This is a genomic window from Paenibacillus sp. FSL R5-0887 (assembly GCF_038002305.1).
GTDB classification, from domain to species: Bacteria; Bacillota; Bacilli; order Paenibacillales; family Paenibacillaceae; genus Paenibacillus_AQ; species Paenibacillus_AQ odorifer.
On record NZ_JBBOCE010000002.1, the window covers coordinates 2,392,063 to 2,410,210 of the forward strand.

An 18,148-nucleotide genomic window follows, 5' to 3' on the forward strand; every position below is an offset into this window, starting at 1 on the left:
CATATGAAAAAGGCGGTAAGCTTGAAGTGAACAAATGGACATTATTTACCAAGGCGACCCGGTTTTGGAGTTTTTCTGTTATGCTCATCCCGATTGTTTTGGGGACCGTTGGGGCATATGTATGGGAAGGGACATTCCATCCGGTTTTATTTATTCTTACCTTAATAGGGGCGATTTCGGCGCATTTGTTCTCCAATATGGTGAATGATCTGTGGGACTTCCGCAACGGAACCGATACAGAAGCAAAGAATTCCGCTGGTGAAATCAGCACAAACTCCGGGCTACTGACAGGTGGAATCCTCTCGGAGTCTTTTTATGCAAGGATGACCTGGAGTATGCTGGCGATTGCCCTTATCTGTGGTGGGATGCTTAGTATATATAGCGGTTGGAATATCCTTTGGTTTGTACTTGTTGGTGCTTTAATCGCTTATTTCTATGTGGCTCCGCCACTGCGTTATGGCTATCGCGGCAAAGGTTATAGTGAGATGGCCATTTTTATTGCTTTTGGGATTATGCCTGTATTAGGCTCCTATTTCGTACAAACCGGTCAGTTCAGCATGAAGCCTGTAATTCTCTCGCTACCTGTCGGATTTTTAACTACATTATTGTTGTTTAATCACCATTTCCTTCATTGGAAAGCGGATGAGCAGGCGGGTAAGCTTACGCTTGTTGTAGTATGGGGAGAACAAAAGGCGCTTGTATTCTCACGTGTACTTCTTTTCACTGGCTACGCTTCGGTGATAGTCTGTGTGCTGTTGGGTGTACTTCCTGTTTACGCACTGCTGGCGCTGGTTACAGCTTTCTGGCCGCTGCGCATTTACAGTAGTCTGAAGCAACATAATGCTTCGCCGGCTTATATCCCGCTGATGGGTGCTTCACAAAAAGCCTCCGTCCGCTGCGGAGTAGTAATGGCAATAACTTTATTAATTCAAGGCTTGATCTGATACTAATAGATGGACTACAGAAGGAGTGAGCTTTCATGGAAAAGAAGGACAAGGAATTGATGGCAGAAGAACAACAAGTTAAAGGCAATCGCATGGTTCTTGGGGATTTCCACTCCATTTTAGAAGAAGGAAAGGTCTGGAAGACGGGTGGATTTACACTGCCTGACGGATCATTTTGGGCTTACCGTGAGCCGGAAGCTGTAGTTATCGTTCGTAATGATACCTTGTATGTACGTGCGAAGTTATCTCGTGAGAACCATCAAGTGCAAATTCTGGACAATGCCAAGCACATGTATTATTCAGCCAAGCCAGTGGAGATTCCGGAAGCTGGAGAGATTAGCATTGAGCTGCAAATTCGTTGCCGTACACAAGGAACTGCACCTGGAGATCTGTATGATGGATATGTATCGCTGAACCTGCTGGATTTCACGACAGGCGCTGCGCTCGATTTCTTCGCGGGAAATGACAAATATGCTAGTGTATATGGTATTTTGCCGTTCCCGGGTGTACAAGTGCCAGAAAGCACTGGAACGAAATATTTCTGTATCTTTAAAGAAGATACGGATTTCAAACCACGGGAATTCAATACGTACCGTATTACCTATCACCGCGGCAATGATGAGGCTGTATTCTATTTGAACGGCAAGGAAGTACGCCGCGAGAAAAATATACCGCTTAAATTCAATAACTTCACTGTAGCGCTCGGAATTATGACAGAGAAGGATCTGAGTCCTGAAGGCAGTGTGTCTGTACATGGACAAACAGTTATTGCAGAATGGTCCCCGGTGACGGTTACAACAACTGAACAGTAATGCCTTGCAGGCTCATTTGACAGATAAGGGTGTATGGTGTGAATATTAAAAGCTTTCTAAGATTTGTGGAGCTGCCGACGAAGGTAGCCAGTATTATTCCGTTTCTAATGGGAACGTTGTATGCCCTGTACCGGTTTGAGGATTTTTACGTATTGCGTTTTGGATTGATGTTCGTGTCTTTGCTTAGCTTCGATATGGCGACGACGGCGATTAACAACTATTACGATTTCAAAAAAGCCTCCAAAACCCACGGCTACGGCTACGAAACGCATAATCCGATTGTTCATTTTAAGCTAAAAGAGCGCACCGTCGTGGCGACGATTGTTATTTTGCTGGCGCTGGCAGCAGGGGGCGGGATTGCGCTTGTCACTCAGACGGGTTTGCTGGTCTTTTTGCTGGGTGGACTGTCGTTCTTGATCGGTATACTTTATTCGTTCGGGCCGATTCCCATCTCGCGTATGCCGTTAGGTGAGCTGTTTTCGGGTTTGTTTATGGGCTTTGTTATTATTTTTATCTCTGCCTATATCCATACGGATGAGCATGTGGTTTCACTGCTGCTTCAGAACGGCTGGGTCAGCTTGAATATCAACATCGTGGAAGTGCTGTACCTTTTCTGGTTTTCCGTGCCCGCTATTTTGGGGATCGCAGGGATTATGCTCGCTAATAATATTTGTGATATTGATGAGGATGTGGAGAATCGCAGGTACACGCTTCCGGTGTACATTGGCCGCCGCAAAGCGCTTGTGCTTTTTAAATATCTCTACTATGTCTCTTATCTGGATCTTGTAGTGCTGCTGATCTTAGGGATTAACCCTATTCTGGTTCTGTTGATTCTACTTACGCTGATCCCGCTTCGCCGAAATATTGCCTTGTTCACAGAGAAACAGGAGAAGGCGAGTACCTTTATTCTTGCCGTCAAAAACTTCGTATTGATGAACCTTGCGCGTATAGTTGTGCTGGGTGCGGCTGTGCTGTTAAATGCACTAATATAAACATTCATATTTTATAAAAAAGCAGTGTCTATCGGGGTTGGAGCTCCTTTTGGCACTGTTTTTTTGCAATTTGCAGGCTTCTTTCTGTTAGAGAAACGTTTCATTCTATGATAAGGTGGCTTTAAGTATAGTAAGTAATCTATAAGGAAGAAGGTTAGCAACGATGGTGCAAAAACTTCGCTGGGGAATCATGGGCTGCGCGCAGATTGCGACAGGTTCAGTGATGCCGGCTATAATGGATTCGGAGACGGGAATGATTACAGCGGTAGCCAGTCGCGGTTTAGAAAAAAGCAGCGCTGTAGCCGCAGAGTTCGGAATAGATAAAGCTTACGGCAGCTATGAGGAATTACTGGCGGATAAGGATATTGATGCGGTGTATATTCCACTGCCAAATCACCTCCATCGGGAATGGGTAATCCGTGCGGCGGAAGCTGGCAAACATATCTTATGTGAGAAACCGATCGCGCTGAACAGTGAAGAAGCGGCTGAGATGGTAAAAGCTTGTAATGATGCTGGAGTCCATTTGGCAGAAGCTTATATGTATCGGCATCATCCTCGGATTGCGGAATTGCAAGAGATTATCGCTAGCGGAGAAATTGGCCAATTACGCTCCATTCGAGGCACTTTTACTTATAATGACGCTACAGACACCTCTAATATTCGCTTTAAATCCGCTTGGGGCGGCGGCTCGCTTTATGATATCGGCTGTTATCCGCTAAGTGCAGCACGACTGCTGTTCGGAGCTGAGCCAGAAGCCGTAACAGTTCATGCTATGTTCTCTCCGGAGCATGACAACGTAGATATGATGGCTTCAGGACTGGTAGAGTTTCCGAAGGGGCTAAGCCTGATTTTTGATTGCGGGATGTGGGCATATAACCGCCAGCTGTTAGAGATTCTGGGGACCGATGGAATGATTGAAGTGCCTATGCCTTTTAATGCTAGAGATGAGGATGCTGAATTTTTTGTGCATACGGGAGAAGGGGTAAGACGGGTTGATGCCACCGGGGCGAATCCCTATACACGGGAGGTCGATGATTTTGCCGCCGCAGTATTTACAGGAAAAAAATTATTTGCACCTGAGGATGCAGTGCTGGGCATGCAATTGATCGAGACTTGTCTAGCTTCTGCTAAAAAGCGGGAAAGAATTAGTATGCTATAAGAAGATGAATCCAATAGGAATCTATGCAAAAAAAACCTCCGGGCGCTCTGCTTTACGCAGATTCCGGAGGTTTTTACAGTTTCAGCTTTTAAACGGTGCTCAAGAGAATATCATCGTCATCATTGCTATTAAACGCTTCGCGGTCAAATTCACCTTCGGAATTAGCTACTAACAGAGCTGTTACAGCTGTTCCAGTTGCGTTTACAGCGGTACGGCCCATATCGATGAGCGCTTCAACACCTGCAACGATAGCGATTCCTTCAAGCGGCAGGCCGAGAGCAGTTAAGACTACTGTGGTGGAGATTACGGCTGGTCCAGGTACGCCAGCTACACCAATGGAAGAAATAATACTTACTAATACCAGTGTAATATAGTCGGTCCAGTTCAGATCAATACCGAATACTTGGGCGGTAAATACAGCCACAATAGCTGGCCAAATCCCACCGCACGCATTAAAGTTCACAGATGCCCCTAACGGTGCGATAAAGCTCGCGATCCGCGGGGAGACATGAAGCCGCTTCGTAATCACTTCGAGATTGACCGGAAGGGTTGCGTAGCTGCTTCTGGTTGTGAAGGCAACGGTAATGGTTGGATACACTTTGCGGAAGAAACGAATTGGATTCACCTTCGCTACTAATAGAACCAATCCGCCAAAGATAAGTACAAAATGTATAATCATTGCTACGTACGAGGTTATAATTACACTGCCTAGTTCCTGCAATGTCTCCCAGCCATAACGTGCGGTGATTCCGGCAATCAGTGCGAATACGCCATAAGGCGTCAGGCGAATAATGAATTTCACAACCTGATGCAGTATCAGTGTCAGGGATTCAATAAGATCACGTACAGGCTTGACGGCTTCCGGTTTCTTGGAGCCAATCTTGATTATAGCCACTGCTAGGAAGATCGCGAAAATGAGTAGAGGCACAACCTTACCCGTAGCTGCTTCATTAACAGGGTTAGATGGAACAAGATCGAGGATAACCTGGGAGAAGGTCGGGATTTCCCGGGCTGCAAAATCTGCGGGTACATCTTGTTGTATACCTTGGCCGGGATTGAACAGCAGCGCAACGGATAGGCCGATAATAGAAGCGATGCCCGTTGTTCCGAGGAACCAGGCGAAGGTTTTGATCCCGATTTTGCGTAGATACTCCAGATTGGTTAAGGAAGAAATGCTGTTTAATACGAGTACGAATACTAAAGGAATGACGAGCATGCGGATCAAGCTGACATAAATGCTGCCGAATGTGCTAATAGCTTTGGTCTCTAAATCGAAGTATTGAAAGAATATACCGGCAATAAGTCCGATGCCAAGTCCGATGAGTACCCGGGTGCCAAATCCAATTCGTTTACGTGCCAGTAGAAACAAAATTGCAAACACAAATATGGAAGCGACAAATCCATACCAGTTCGTTTCGATGGCGGATAATAAGTTGTTATCTATGTTCACTACCAATACCCCCTTAAACCTAGTTTTTTAATGTGATTAATCCTATTGAGATCAATCTATATAGAATTTATAGTAAAGTCAATGTAATTATATGTTAAAAATAATTAATTCCGATAAAAACCATGTGAAAAATAAAAATTGATTGACAAGGCACTATGGCATGAATAATATGGAACTTAATCACAAGCCAATTGGAATCGACTGGACAGCCGGAGATTCAACGAAAGACGCGTAAATTGCGTCCCGTTGAGTCTCTTTTTTTTTACTTTAGAGAAGGGAGAGTTACGGATTTAAGGTACAAGAATGTAGTGAAGGGGTTTCTTATTTTATTTGAAAAGGATGGTACACATATGAAAAAGCTTTCGATCTCTTTGGTTGCCGCCGCTATCGTCTTCTCCGCATTGACGTATGCCGCGGTATCCGCTAACAAAAAAACAGCAGAGGCAGCACCCATTCAAGAGAGTAGTAATACAGCAGTAACCGCAGCAGCTTTACCAGCAGCTACTTCTGCGGCAGCAGTTGTTGTTCAGGCAGAAGCTACTGCAGCTCCTGTAACAGAAGCTGTCCAGCCGGAAGCTTCGGCTCCAGCAGCTGAGACAGTCACGGCAAAAGCGACTACGGCCCCAGCCGCAGCTGTTGATTCTGCGGCGAAGGTTGTGGCTTCAGCAGCTCCAGAAGCGGGTGCAGCTCAGCCTAAAGCAGCTGCATCCCCGGCTACGGACACCGCTAAGACGGCAACAGCTGCAACAACGGTATCTGCATCTGTTAAACCGCAAACCAGCGCGGCAACGCCTGTGCCAACTGCTGCGCCTACGACTGCTCCAAAAGCAAACGTAACCGCTAAAGCCGTTCAGCCGACCACCGCTCCTGTTGTATCTGAACAGCCTAAGGAAACCGCAGCTCCCGTAGCAAAAGCAACGGAGACACCTTCCAAAAAGGCTATAACCTTCTCTACCACAGAGGTAGTTAAGGCGACCCCGGCTCCGGTAGTTGAGTCTTCTCAACCGAAAACATCGTCTTCTGCACCTGCATCCACGGTCAGCGCACCAGCTCCTGCTCCAGCGGAAACGGTTCAGGCACCCGCACCGGCACCAGCCGCTGAGGAAGAGGTTTGTCCTTGATGAGCAGCAGGCTCATTCAGGATTCCTTTCAGCCCATTCTTCCCATAAACCTATTTAAGGCGAGGTGCACATAATGATACGACCATTAACCTTCAAAAAAATTGTAACGCTGCTGCTGGCAGCCTCCCTGCTAATCCTGCCTACTCAGGCAGGAAGAGCTTATGCTAATCCGGATACCGCAGAGGCGATAACCTCTTCCCAAGGCGGCGTTAACCAGTTTGACTATTTCAGTCATGTCTATGACCGTCTAAATGATGCTAACCATGTATTTAAAACAGCGACGTATGAAGATATCGTTCATCTTTTTGAGAGTGAAGGCACATACGCTGTTCTGGTTGGCGGCGCTTGGAGCGAGAATACACAGGCCGATATCGGCTTTATCAACGAGGCAGCTAAGGAATATGGCATCTCTACGATTTATAACTTTGATACTAAGCTGGACGGGGACACCCTTCAGATTGCAGACAGCAATAATAAATTTGCCTATAAATATGTTGATCTGGTCAACAAGTATTTGAAGAATTTAAATCTGTCTTCCAAAGATGATCCAGAACGCAATGTCAGCTATACCAATACAAACGGGGAAGTTGTGACTGCTAACAAGCTCGAGTCTCCATTCTTATTGGTATACAACAAGGATCACAAGGATGCACAGGGAAATAGTGCTCCTGTCGTATCCTATCTGGATAAGAGCTATTCGTGGAATGAGTTCCTGACGAACGGAACACTTGATGCGGCGAAGGTCAATGCGTATAAAACATCAGTAAGTGAGGTGCTGGGTGCCGCTTCCCGATATGACACTATCGACGAGTCGGCTTATATCAAGGCTGCATTTAATAAGAACTATGAAGGGGAAAATGAGGGCAAACCTACGATCTTCAACGAAGCGGATGGCACGCTTGTTTATGAACATGTGACCTATCATCAGCTGAAGCAAATTTTAGCGAGTGAGGGAAACTATGCGATTTTGTTAGGCGGCTCGTGGTGCCCTAACACGCAAGCGGTGATTAAATATATCAACGAATATGCCAAAAAACATAATATCCATAAGATCTACTTCTTCGACACTAAGCTGGATGCTGGTGTGACCGTTGCTGAGCCTAATAACAACAGCGGCACTAAGGGCAGTGCGAATCCGCATAATAATAATGAGCTTCAGATTAGAACCACCAATCATCCGTATGCGCAGCTTTATGTTGATCTGGTTCGTACTTATCTGACCAATATCAAGACCGAAAACAATACAGCTGCTAAACCAACTGTAATTAGTTATGTAGACGGACTTGGAAACACTGTGAGCGGAGACAGACTTCAGGTTCCATATCTGTTCACTTATAACAAGGACAACAAGGATGCAGGAGGCAAAAACACACCGATTCTAGGGCATGTTGAACTTATGTACAGCTGGACGAATATCCAACCGGATTACGTGCAGGCTAATTACCCAATCGGAGCCAGATACAATAACACTACAACAGCGCTGGATAAAATATTCTCCAGACTCGAAGCTGTGCCGGCAGGACTTACGGGTGTAGCACCAACTGCGGCCGACAATAAGGATGGGCAAATTGTAGGCACCAGTTCAGCATTGGAATTTAAGCTTGCTGGAGACGAGGCTTACACCCCAGTTTCGGGATCAGCCATCACAGGGCTTGCACCTGGTGTTTACAAGGTAAGATATGCCGCAACATCGGGCTATCAAGGGCCAACCTCCGCAGCTGGACCTACAATCATTCCTTATAATGCTGGCGAAGACGTAAGTGTGGAAGTTCCTGCTTACACCCATCAACAAGCAGCTCCGATAGGACTGGTAGGCGTAGCCCCTACTTCTGAAGCTAATGATGATGGGCAAATTACGGGTTCAGCGGAAGGACAGGAGTATAAAGGCGTTGGAGAAGCTGATTATAAGCCTGTAACAGGTGCGGCTATCACTGGTCTTACTCCGGGCTTCTATAATGTGCGATATGCGGCAAAAGAGGGATACAGCGTTGGTAAAGACGCTACAGTTGAAGTCCCGGCATATGGTGAGCAAGCGGCACCTACAGGATTAGTAGGTGTAGCACCAACCAGTGCAGCTAATGACGACGGTAAAATTATAGGAACTACGAAAGCGCTGGAATATAAGCTGTCTACCGTTACCGATTATGTCTACGCATCAGATGTAGAGATCGTTGGATTGGTGCCGGGTATCTATCAGGTAAGATACGCAGCTAAAGAGGGATTTAACGCGGGTAGAGCAGCAGATGTAATCGTTCCAGCATTCACTGCGGAACAAGCAGCTCCAACTGGGTTGCAGGGAGTTGCTCCTACCTCAGCAGCGAACAACGATGGAAGAATTACGGGAACCACGACAGCCTTAGAATATAAGCTGTCGAGTGTAACTAATTATGTGTATGCACCAGATAAAGAAATCACAGGATTAATACCGGGCACGTATCAAGTGAGATACGCAGCCAAAGAAGGTTATAAGGCAAGTCCAGCGACTGACATTGTGGTTCCGGCCTATGTGCCTATTTCAGATCCTGGAACAGGTGGAACAAGTGGATCGGGTGGCAATTCTACACCGAGCACGACTACACCAACACCATCAGCAAGCCCGCAACTGGTTGCTACGGCAACAGCAGGGAATACCGTGAACCTGTCAGCAACAGCGGCAACTAAAACGGATAAAACCACAGGAGTTACTACTGCTACGATCACAAAAGAAACGGCTGCTGAATTTGTGAGTCTCGCTAAGAAGGCAGAAGCTGATGGGAAGAAAGCTGTTCTTGAAATTAAAGTTGCAGCTACTTCGGATACTCAAACAGCTGATCTTATACTTCCAAGAAGCATAATTAATGAGTTAGCCGCCGGAACGAAGGCGGAGATTACCATTGATTATGAGAATGTGGGTACGATTACGTTTGATGCCAAATCATTGGCGAGCATTAGTGCAGCTTCAGATGCCGGAGACATCATTGTTAGAATCGCGAAGGTGTCATTAACGGCAGAAGGCAAGGCTGTTCTCGGAGACAGACCGGTTTATGACTTGTCGGTTATAGCGGGTGAAAGTACGATTTCCACCTTCGGTGGGGGGAGTGTTCGTATCAGCGTACCGTATGTGCTGCAAGCGGGAGAACGGTCAGATGCGGTTATTGTGTATCACATTAACAGCACTGGAAGTTTGGACAATGTACGTGGAAATTACAATGCCGCCAAGAGAACTGTAGATTTCGTAACCACACATTTCTCCCAATATATTATTGGATATAATCAGGTGAGCTTTGCAGATGTTCCAGATGCATCGTGGTATAGCCATGCAGTAGGTTTCTTAGCAGCACGCAGTATCACATCTGGTACGGATGCTGAACATTACAGTCCGAATGCTGCAATCACTAGAGGGCAGTTCATCGTCTTGTTGCTCAAGGCTTATGACATCACACCGGATGCCATTGCTGCTGATAATTTTGCAGATGCAGGCAATACGTATTATACGAATTATCTTGCTACAGCTAAACGTCTTGGGGTAGCAACGGGTTCGGGAGATAATCAATTCCAGCCAGATATTCAGATCACTAGGCAGGAGCTATTTACACTCTTGTACCGCTCGCTTGTAGCGCTAGGTGAACTGCCATCTGAGAAGACAGCGGCCACGCTTGCCGGCTTTAGTGATGCTGGACAGATCGCTGGTTATGCACAAGAAGCCCTTCAAGCGCTGGTAGAGAGAGGCGTAGTGACCGGAGCGAACGGTAAACTCAATCCAAAAGAAGTCACTACAAGAGCAGAAGCAGCACAGGTTATTTACAATTTGCTATCCAAATAATCAGCCACTAAGACATAGCGGACGTCACGTAAGTAGCGTTCAACTATGAATGCGGCGACTTGGTTTGACTAAGACAGCAGAGCAGCGGTTCCTCCTTTATTGGAGTATCACTGCTCTGCTTTTTTGTTTGTTAGCAGGCTGGCTGGTTGCCCTTGCCCTGTCCGCTTGCCCTCATGCCCTCATGCCCGCTTGATTCAGCAGTTCATTCATTATCGACGCGGCTTTCGGACCCAGATGACGTTATTTCCCACTTTCCAGCCTTTGGGGCATAGTTTCGGACTCCAGCGACGCTATCGCTTAGAAAAAGGTGCGTTTAGGGTGTTTTTCATGCTGATAGCGACTATGGGGTCCTTTAGCACTCCAAATGTGGTAAAAAGCCGCGTATAAGGTCAGCTGTGTCCGATAGCGTGCTCGCTCTCTTACTTATAAATGCTACCCGACCAAACGTACACTGATCTTAGTCCGGTTTGCTCAAATAAAGGGGGTGCCAACAGCCATTTCGTGGCATCGGTGGTGCTGCCTTTCGCTATAAATCTCTAGTGGGTGGCCTAATGGCCACACTTTTTTTAACTAGACATAAGATTAGCAGACTAAATCATGGAAGAGAATTCTACTAAATGATACAATTATTATAATTACATAAAGTAGTAATATTTCACATTATTGATTAGTTACTAGAAAGGGGACTGAGATATGGGTTTAGCTGACGATCCGGTCATAGCGATTTCAGGTTTATGGATGAACTATACAGACCGAATGGTGCTAAAGGGAATTGATCTTAAGGTATATAGAGGACAAATTATTGGTTATATCGGCCCTAACGGGGCAGGCAAGAGTACAACGGTGAAGATTATGCTCGGTCTGGTAGAAGGATATAACGGTAAAGTGGAGATTTTCGGTAAGGATATTGCCGATGGAGATGTTTCTTACAAGAAACGTATAGGTTATGTGCCGGAGGTAGCCGAATTATATGATAGCCTCACTGCAAGAGAGTATCTAACCTTTGTTGGCGAGCTGTATGGGTTAGGTCGTGCGGAGGCGGACTACAAGGCCAAAAAATTAACTACACTGTTAGGTTTGGAGAAGTCTTACGATATGCGGATTTCTTCGTTCTCAAAAGGGATGAAGCAAAAGGTGCTGCTTATCTCCAGCATGCTGCATGACCCTGATATTTTATTCCTGGATGAACCGCTGAGTGGTTTGGATGCTAATAGCGTGATGATAGTGAAGGAGATTTTTGCATCGCTGGCGGCACGGGGGAAGACCATTTTTTACTCCTCACATATCATGGATGTGGTTGAGAAAATCAGCAGCCGGATCATTTTGATTGATGGCGGGGATATTGTGGCGGACGGAAGTTTTGCAGAGCTGAAGGAGAAAGGCCGTGAAGGGACGCTTGAAGATATTTTCAATCAATTAACCGGATTTGATAAATACCGTGATATCGCTGGTGAATTTGTTGCGGTCATGCAGGAGCAAGAGGTATCCTCTTATGACTGATTTCTTCGTGCTGAGGCTGTTGGATAAGCTGCGGGGTGCCTTTATAAGATTTGGAGTCGATTACGACACCATGCGGAGTATTTTACAGATCAAACTGACCATGGACGGAAGAAGAACGCCTACAGCGCTTGCAGGTATGCAGAAAAAGGAGAACGCTAAAGAAGGTTCACCCTTGCGATTACAGTGGATTTATTTACTGTTTGGTTTAATATTAATTCCGCTAACGCTATCCAACGATCACTATATGCTGCAAATGAGCTTAACCTTTGGGATCATTATGTTTTTTGTCTCCACAACCCTGATCTCTGACTTTTCTTCAGTAATGCTTGATTTACGTGATAAAAATATTCTTTTTTCCAAACCCGTCAACCGTACCACCTTAAATATGGCCAAAACCATCCACGTTCTCCTCTACTTAGGGACAGTTACATTGTCGATCACTGGTCCATCTTTGGTATTTAGCCTATTTAAGCAGGGGATCGCTTTTTTTCTGATGTATGCGGTGACAATTGTCTTGTTAGACTGTTTTATCCTCGTAATAACTGCACTGCTCTACCTGATGATCATGCGGTTTTTTGATGGGGAGAAGCTCAAGGATATTATAAATTATACGCAAATCCTTTTGACGATCGGAATAATGGTGGGCTATCAATTCATCTCCCGGTTGTTCAACCTCACTGAGCTTGGCGCTGCTTATCATCCTGCTTGGTGGCAGTACTTTATTTTTCCGGTTTGGTTCGCGGCTCCGTTTGAACTGTTGCTTGGTGGAGCTAGAGAACCCTATTACTTCATTCTTTCAATGCTGGCTTTGATAACCCCACTTGTACTGATCGCAGCCTATATTAAGCTGATGCCGCAGTTTGAACGGAATTTGCAAAAGCTGGCGGAGCAAGGCTCCGGTGGAAAAGACAAGGGCCAGATCGCAGAGTGGCTCTCCCGCAGAGTATGCAAGGAACCGGCAGAGGGGATTTTCTTTCGGTTTACTTGGTCCATGATGAAGAATGAGCGCGATTTTAAGCTGAAGGTCTATCCTGCACTTGGCTTTTCTATCGCATTCCCGTTTATTTTTATATTTGGTATATTGCAGAATAGTTATGATGGTTCCCTTAAAGGTTCAAAAGTGTACTTGTTAATCTATTTCTGCACGATGTTAATGCAGACTGTAATACAGATGCTACGCTACTCTACAAGTTATAAAGGAGCTTGGATTTATAGGCTGATTCCTTTACCCGATAGCACGCCTATTTACCGTGGGATGCTTAAGGCGGCATTGCTACGGCTAGTCTTGCCTTTATTTGCTGTAGATGCGGTATTGTTCATTCTGTTGTTCGGTGTGCACATTGTACCTGATTTAGTAGTGGTATTATTCGCCATGCTGATTTTCTCAGTCATCTGCTTTCGTGTTTATCCCCGGAGCTTACCTTTTTCAGAGCGTTATGAGGCAGCCAAACAAAAGGATTATACTGGAGTCGCCTTCATGCTTATGTTTTTGCTGATGGGGATGGCGGGTATTCATTATGTCTTCACTTTATTTACCGGAGGAATTTACATCTATCTGTTAGTTCTGGTAGTTTTGAATCAATGGTTATGGCGAAAGACCTTCCCCAAAACCCCATCAACCACAGGTCACATATCCAACTTTTCGGGGTGAGTGAATGCGTCAAATATGGACATTTTTTGCCGACATAAAAAAAGGGTATAAATTCCAGTATTTTCTTAGACAATCGGCTGAATACAAGGTAGAATACATCTAAAGTTGCTTTTCAGGGATAACCTATAATCTTTACGCACTCTTCCATTTATCTGATATTCGTGTACTGATTTTTTACTTGAGAAATACGCTGCAGCGATTACGGTATTCAAAACCGGTGAAGAGGTTAACTAATGGATAAAATGGGAATCCACTATAACGTTTGGATTGTTTTACTATCATTTGCGCTAGCGGCGACTGCAGCTTATTCCGCGCTGAATCTGATCTCGCAAGTCCCTCGTTCGTTTGGGAAAGTTCGTCGCTTATGGTTAATATCGGGGGCATGTGTACTCGGCAGTGGCATATGGTCGATACATTATGTAGGGATTATGGCGAGCCGTTTTCCTTTTAGCGTGAATTATTATCCAGGCAGGGCTGTATTATCGTTATTGGTTGGTGTGTTGTGCTGCTATTCGGCATTCCGGATTACGTTTGTGCCACGTTTAAGAAAAAGTTGTTTAATAGTTAGTGGTGTTCTTCTAGGCAGCGGAATTTCGGCTATGCATTATATCGGAATGTCCTCCATGAAGATCGCAGCGGAGATTCATTATGAGATATGGACTCAGACATGTGCTGTAATCCTCGTTATGCTCTCGTCTTTTATCGGATTATTTCTATTTCACAAGTTTAAAGACTATGTGGGTTTTAACCGCTGGAAGTTATACTCTGCTCTCTTTATCGGATTTTCGGTGACTGGATTGCATTATACGAGTGTAAGGGCGACTCATTTTGAATATAACGGTCTGCTAGGCAATACAACTTTTTTTATGGAGACTGATGTTATTCTTTTAATGGGAGTGTCCTTGGTAACGCTATTTATGCTTGCGATTTCTGGTGGTGCTGTATTTCTGGACCGGCATGTGCTGGAACGGATGGCTTATTATGATCCACTAACTGATCTTCCGAACAGGCATGGCCTGGTACGTTATTTTAAAGATGAATTTTTCGGGAGTAGATCTGGCGCCGTATTTTTTGTGGATCTGGATCGGTTTAAGTCGATTAATGATACGCTTGGACATGATATAGGCGACTTGTTACTGCGAGAGGTCGCTATAAGATTAAGACGCTCTGTAGGAAGTAAGGGCAAGGTCTTTCGTTTGGGCGGAGATGAATTCCTGATCGCTCTTCCAGATTGTACTGTGGAGGATGCGCAAGAGGAAGCAGAGCACATTTTATATGAGCTTAAGAAATACTACAGCATTCAAGGTAATGAGCTATATGTTACTGCAAGCGTGGGGATCAGTATGACCCCTATGCATGGAACTGACCGCTCAGCGTTAATGAAGGCAGCCGATACAGCTCTTTATACCTCTAAGGATTCGGGTAAGAATAAATTCAGTGTGTTCGATCAGGAGATGAACCGCCATCAGCTGCGACGGATGTCGCTGGAGAAGGATCTTCGTAAAGCGCTGGCACGCTCCGAGTTTATGGTTGTGTACCAGCCAAAATGGGATTCGTATATGAACGTTACCGTGGGTCTTGAAGCACTGCTGCGTTGGCGGCACCCTGAACATGGGATAATCTCCCCGGCTGAATTCATTCCCATTGCAGAGGAAACGGGACTGATTGTCCCGATTACCTATTGGATGCTGCATGATGTATGCAGCCAGAACATGCTTTGGCATAAGGAAGAGATAGCAAATGTCGCAGTCTCTATTAATATGTCAGCACGGATGTTTGAGGGCGGGGGCTTATACGATGTTGTAGAAGAAGCACTCACACGTTCAGGTCTAGAGCCGCATTTCCTTGAACTGGAGATTACAGAGTCCATTGCGATGAATAACATGGAAGAGACGGTTGCGCAGCTCTCCAGACTTCGGGCACTTGGGGTAAGGGTATCACTGGATGACTTTGGGACAGGCTTTTCATCCCTTGGTAATTTAGATGAGATTCCAGTTAACACACTCAAGATTGATCAAGTGTTTATTCGTAAGAGCAAGATGCATTCCAAGAAAGCCATTATCAGTAATATCATTGCGATTGCCACCAATCTTAATATGGAGGTCGTGGCGGAAGGTGTGGAGACGCCAGAGCAGATTGAGCTGCTGCAATCCTTAGGCTGCAGAGTGATGCAGGGTTATTATTATGGGCGGCCAATGCCGGTGCATGAGCTGGGCCAGTGGTTTATAGCGAATACAGCAGTATCGTAGCAGATGATCTCAATACATAGAATAAGGGGCTAGCGTCTAAGCAGAATATCTCTGCTTGGATGCTAGCCCCTTTGCTATTAAGAAACCTTAAATCGTTCAATCAGAATTTGCAGCTTCTCAGCTAGGGAGGACAGGAAAGCTGCTGCGGACTCAACTTCCTCCATTGCGGCAAGCTGTTCTTCTGAGGAAGCGGATAATGTCTCTGCACTGCTGGCCGTCTGATTAGCGACATTTACGATATTCTGAAGGGTTGTAACGAGACGGTCGGAGATCAGCGAAAGCTGGCGAACCGTTCCTGAGATCTGCTGGCTTTGTGAGGCCATTCCCGAGACAGACATTTCAATCTCCGAGAAGGACTGGCCTGCCGTGGCAATCATTTCTCTGCCGTGCTCCATCTCTTCTGTAGAGCGTTTCATAGTTTCTCCTGCCTGATCCATCTGGTTTACGATGATGTTGACCAGTTGGCCAATTTGCGCAGCGGAATGGGCTGAGCGCTCAGCAAGCTTACGTACGGAATGGGCAACGACCGCAAACCCTCTTCCCTCTTCTCCAGCTCTTGCGGCTTCAATCGCTGCATTCAGGGACAGGAGATTGGTTTCTTCTGCGATGCTGGCAATAGTACCCACGATATTTTCAATTTCTTTGGAATAACCACCCAAGGTTTCAATAATGAGTGCTAGGTCGGTAATACTGTCACTTACGACTCTCATCTGCTGTGTGGTGGAATCCATTGCCTCACGGCCTGTACGCGCTTTATTAGCGTTGCTGACCGCATTATTCATTGCGTTATCTGCATTGCCTGCAATCTCTGTGATGAAATGAGACAGGTCTTGTACAGACTTATATTCACCCTCCATATTCTGCAGCTGCGAATTCGCGCTATCGGCAAGCTCAATCGTAACATTGACGCTATACTCACCGGCCCGGTTGGTTTCCTGCGCACTGGCGGAGAGCTCTTCGGAAGAGGAGGCTACCTGCATGGAGGTCTCATTGACCTCGGTAATAAGTAAGCGCAGGCTTTGGGTCATGTCATTGAAATCACGGGCTAATGTACCAATCTCATCCTTGCTGTTGAATAAAATAGGATTATGAGTAAGGTCGCCCTGTGCAACAAGATTGACCCCTTTGGACAGCTTCGTTAACGGACTAATCATTCGGCGGATTAACAGATAAGCTGCCACAATAGCTATAACCAGAATGGAAGCACCGATAATAAAAGGCTGAACAATGATATCTTGAGTTCGTTCTTGAATTATGGAGCCATCGAAATTAATAGCCATCAGCGCAACTATAGGTTTAGACGGATCATGATCCTGATAGATGGGGCCGTACCCTGTCTTAAGTGAGGTACCTTCGTATGTATAAACCTTGGAGTAGGAGGAATGCTTATGCTCAGTAATCATTTGCTTATCTTCATCTGAAAAATAAAAAGTATCGCCTGCTTTATAACCTCTAGCCTGGAAGCTTGAATCTGCGGCAAGTACTTTTCCGTCTAAGGATAAGATGAATGCCTCTTTAAAAATAGCTTTATGTGCTACAATCCAACCGATTCGATCCTCTACAGCCTCCAGTTTACTTTGATCGCCTGCCAACAATGCGGAAATGTCTGCGGGGTCAATCAGGCCGGTTGTAATATTAGCGCATCCTACCAATTCGATACCTGCGGCTTCGTCTACTTGCTTATAAGCTGTACGGTAACCGAAAAACCCGATGGATGATCCTACAAGAAGTAAGACGACGAACATCATCCAAGTTAATTTAGTTGCTAATTTCATTCTTCGCACCAACCTTGACAAATTATGTTCTCAGTGATAATAGCTCTCACCTCTACGATTATATCGTATTGATATGCTTATAACCTTACATGGAATATAGTATTTCTGTGTCGGAAATTGGAGAATGGTGGAAGTTTGCGCTTTCCATCATGCTTTCAATGGTTTAGTAGACAAAACCATTGAATCATAACCAGTTCTAATGGTACGCTTGAGTTATTAAAAACGGATTGGGGTTGAACAAATATGCCACATCAAATAGATCCGTTAATAGATCGTCTAGGACTATCCATGTGGAGAGTACAGCGTAAGATTATGTCTCAAATGTCTTTGCACAAAGAACTCGGACTTACGGTGCCACAGATGGGTCTGTTAAATATGATAGCGAAAGAAAAGAAGTCGCGGGTGGTACAGCTGGCAGAATGTATGGAGGTCAAATCCAGTGCGGTGACGGTGATGCTGGACCGTTTGGAGGTGCTGGGTTATATCAAACGTGAGCCGGATGGGAAGGATCGGAGAGCGGTTGTAGTGACGATCACCGAAAAAGGTCAGCAGGTGCTCGAAGAAGGACATTTCCGGTCCAAAGAACTGCTGGCGGAGCATTTATCCATACTGAAGCCCGAAGAACTACGCAACTTTGCAGAGTATTACCGTATGATCGAGGACCAGGAGCGTTAGTCAGCTAAGCTTCGGAAT

Annotated in this window: 12 protein-coding genes; 10 read left to right on the forward strand and 2 right to left on the reverse strand. The window is 45.5% G+C overall.

The features are described from left to right. The first annotated feature begins 26 nt into the window (after window positions 1-26). The 4 genes from MKY14_RS28450 (at window position 27) to MKY14_RS28465 (ending at window position 3,907) form a co-directional block, all read left to right on the forward strand. A complete protein-coding gene (locus MKY14_RS28450; protein WP_340977879.1) occupies window positions 27-944 on the forward strand; it encodes a prenyltransferase in 918 nt (305 codons plus the stop codon). Between the two features lie 35 nt (window positions 945-979). Further along, window positions 980-1,756, forward strand: a complete 777-nt coding sequence (locus MKY14_RS28455; protein ID WP_248548951.1) for a DUF6081 family protein — start codon at window positions 980-982, stop codon at window positions 1,754-1,756. 38 nt (window positions 1,757-1,794) lie between these two features. After that, the gene (gene menA, locus MKY14_RS28460) at window positions 1,795-2,748 is read left to right on the forward strand and encodes a 1,4-dihydroxy-2-naphthoate polyprenyltransferase (protein WP_076124015.1); all 954 of its coding nucleotides are present in this window, start codon (window positions 1,795-1,797) and stop codon (window positions 2,746-2,748) included. Window positions 2,749-2,911: 163 nt separating this feature from the next. Then, window positions 2,912-3,907 (forward strand): Gfo/Idh/MocA family protein, encoded by a 996-nt coding sequence (locus MKY14_RS28465; protein ID WP_280753195.1) that lies wholly within the window; start codon window positions 2,912-2,914, stop codon window positions 3,905-3,907. An 88-nt stretch (window positions 3,908-3,995) separates the two neighbouring features. On the opposite strand, the gene MKY14_RS28470 is transcribed toward MKY14_RS28465, so the two are convergent. Next, window positions 3,996-5,351, reverse strand: coding sequence for a dicarboxylate/amino acid:cation symporter (locus MKY14_RS28470; protein WP_036682429.1), 1,356 nt, complete (start codon window positions 5,349-5,351; stop codon window positions 3,996-3,998). A 356-nt stretch (window positions 5,352-5,707) separates the two neighbouring features. Here MKY14_RS28470 and MKY14_RS28475 point away from each other — a divergent pair, with 356 nt between their 5' ends. The 5 genes from MKY14_RS28475 to MKY14_RS28495 all read left to right on the forward strand — a co-directional run bounded on the left by MKY14_RS28475 (window position 5,708) and on the right by MKY14_RS28495 (window position 15,680). Continuing rightward, on the forward strand, window positions 5,708-6,478 hold the full coding sequence (locus MKY14_RS28475; RefSeq protein WP_340977881.1) for a hypothetical protein: 771 nt from the start codon (window positions 5,708-5,710) through the stop codon (window positions 6,476-6,478). 73 nt (window positions 6,479-6,551) lie between these two features. Next, window positions 6,552-10,280 (forward strand): S-layer homology domain-containing protein, encoded by a 3,729-nt coding sequence (locus tag MKY14_RS28480; RefSeq protein WP_340977883.1) that lies wholly within the window; start codon window positions 6,552-6,554, stop codon window positions 10,278-10,280. A gap of 693 nt (window positions 10,281-10,973) precedes the next feature. Continuing rightward, entirely contained in the window at window positions 10,974-11,780 is an 807-nt protein-coding gene (locus MKY14_RS28485) for an ABC transporter ATP-binding protein (protein ID WP_036682032.1), read from the forward strand. Next, complete coding sequence (locus MKY14_RS28490) at window positions 11,773-13,431, forward strand: hypothetical protein (protein ID WP_076124007.1); 1,659 nt, start codon at window positions 11,773-11,775, stop codon at window positions 13,429-13,431. Before MKY14_RS28485 ends, MKY14_RS28490 begins: the two co-directional genes overlap by 8 nt. A 233-nt stretch (window positions 13,432-13,664) precedes the next feature. Further along, entirely contained in the window at window positions 13,665-15,680 is a 2,016-nt protein-coding gene (locus MKY14_RS28495) for a bifunctional diguanylate cyclase/phosphodiesterase (RefSeq protein ID WP_038573706.1), read from the forward strand. Between the two features lie 77 nt (window positions 15,681-15,757). Here MKY14_RS28495 and MKY14_RS28500 read toward each other — a convergent pair whose 3' ends face one another. Further along, window positions 15,758-17,455 carry a methyl-accepting chemotaxis protein gene (locus MKY14_RS28500; RefSeq protein WP_076179211.1) on the reverse strand — a complete coding sequence of 566 codons (1,698 nt, stop codon included), beginning with the start codon at window positions 17,453-17,455 and terminating at the stop codon, window positions 15,758-15,760. Between the two features lie 243 nt (window positions 17,456-17,698). On the opposite strand from MKY14_RS28500, the gene MKY14_RS28505 reads away from it, so the two are divergent. Then, window positions 17,699-18,130, forward strand: coding sequence for a MarR family winged helix-turn-helix transcriptional regulator (locus MKY14_RS28505; protein WP_081383619.1), 432 nt, complete (start codon window positions 17,699-17,701; stop codon window positions 18,128-18,130). The last annotated feature ends 18 nt before the right edge of the window (window positions 18,131-18,148 follow it).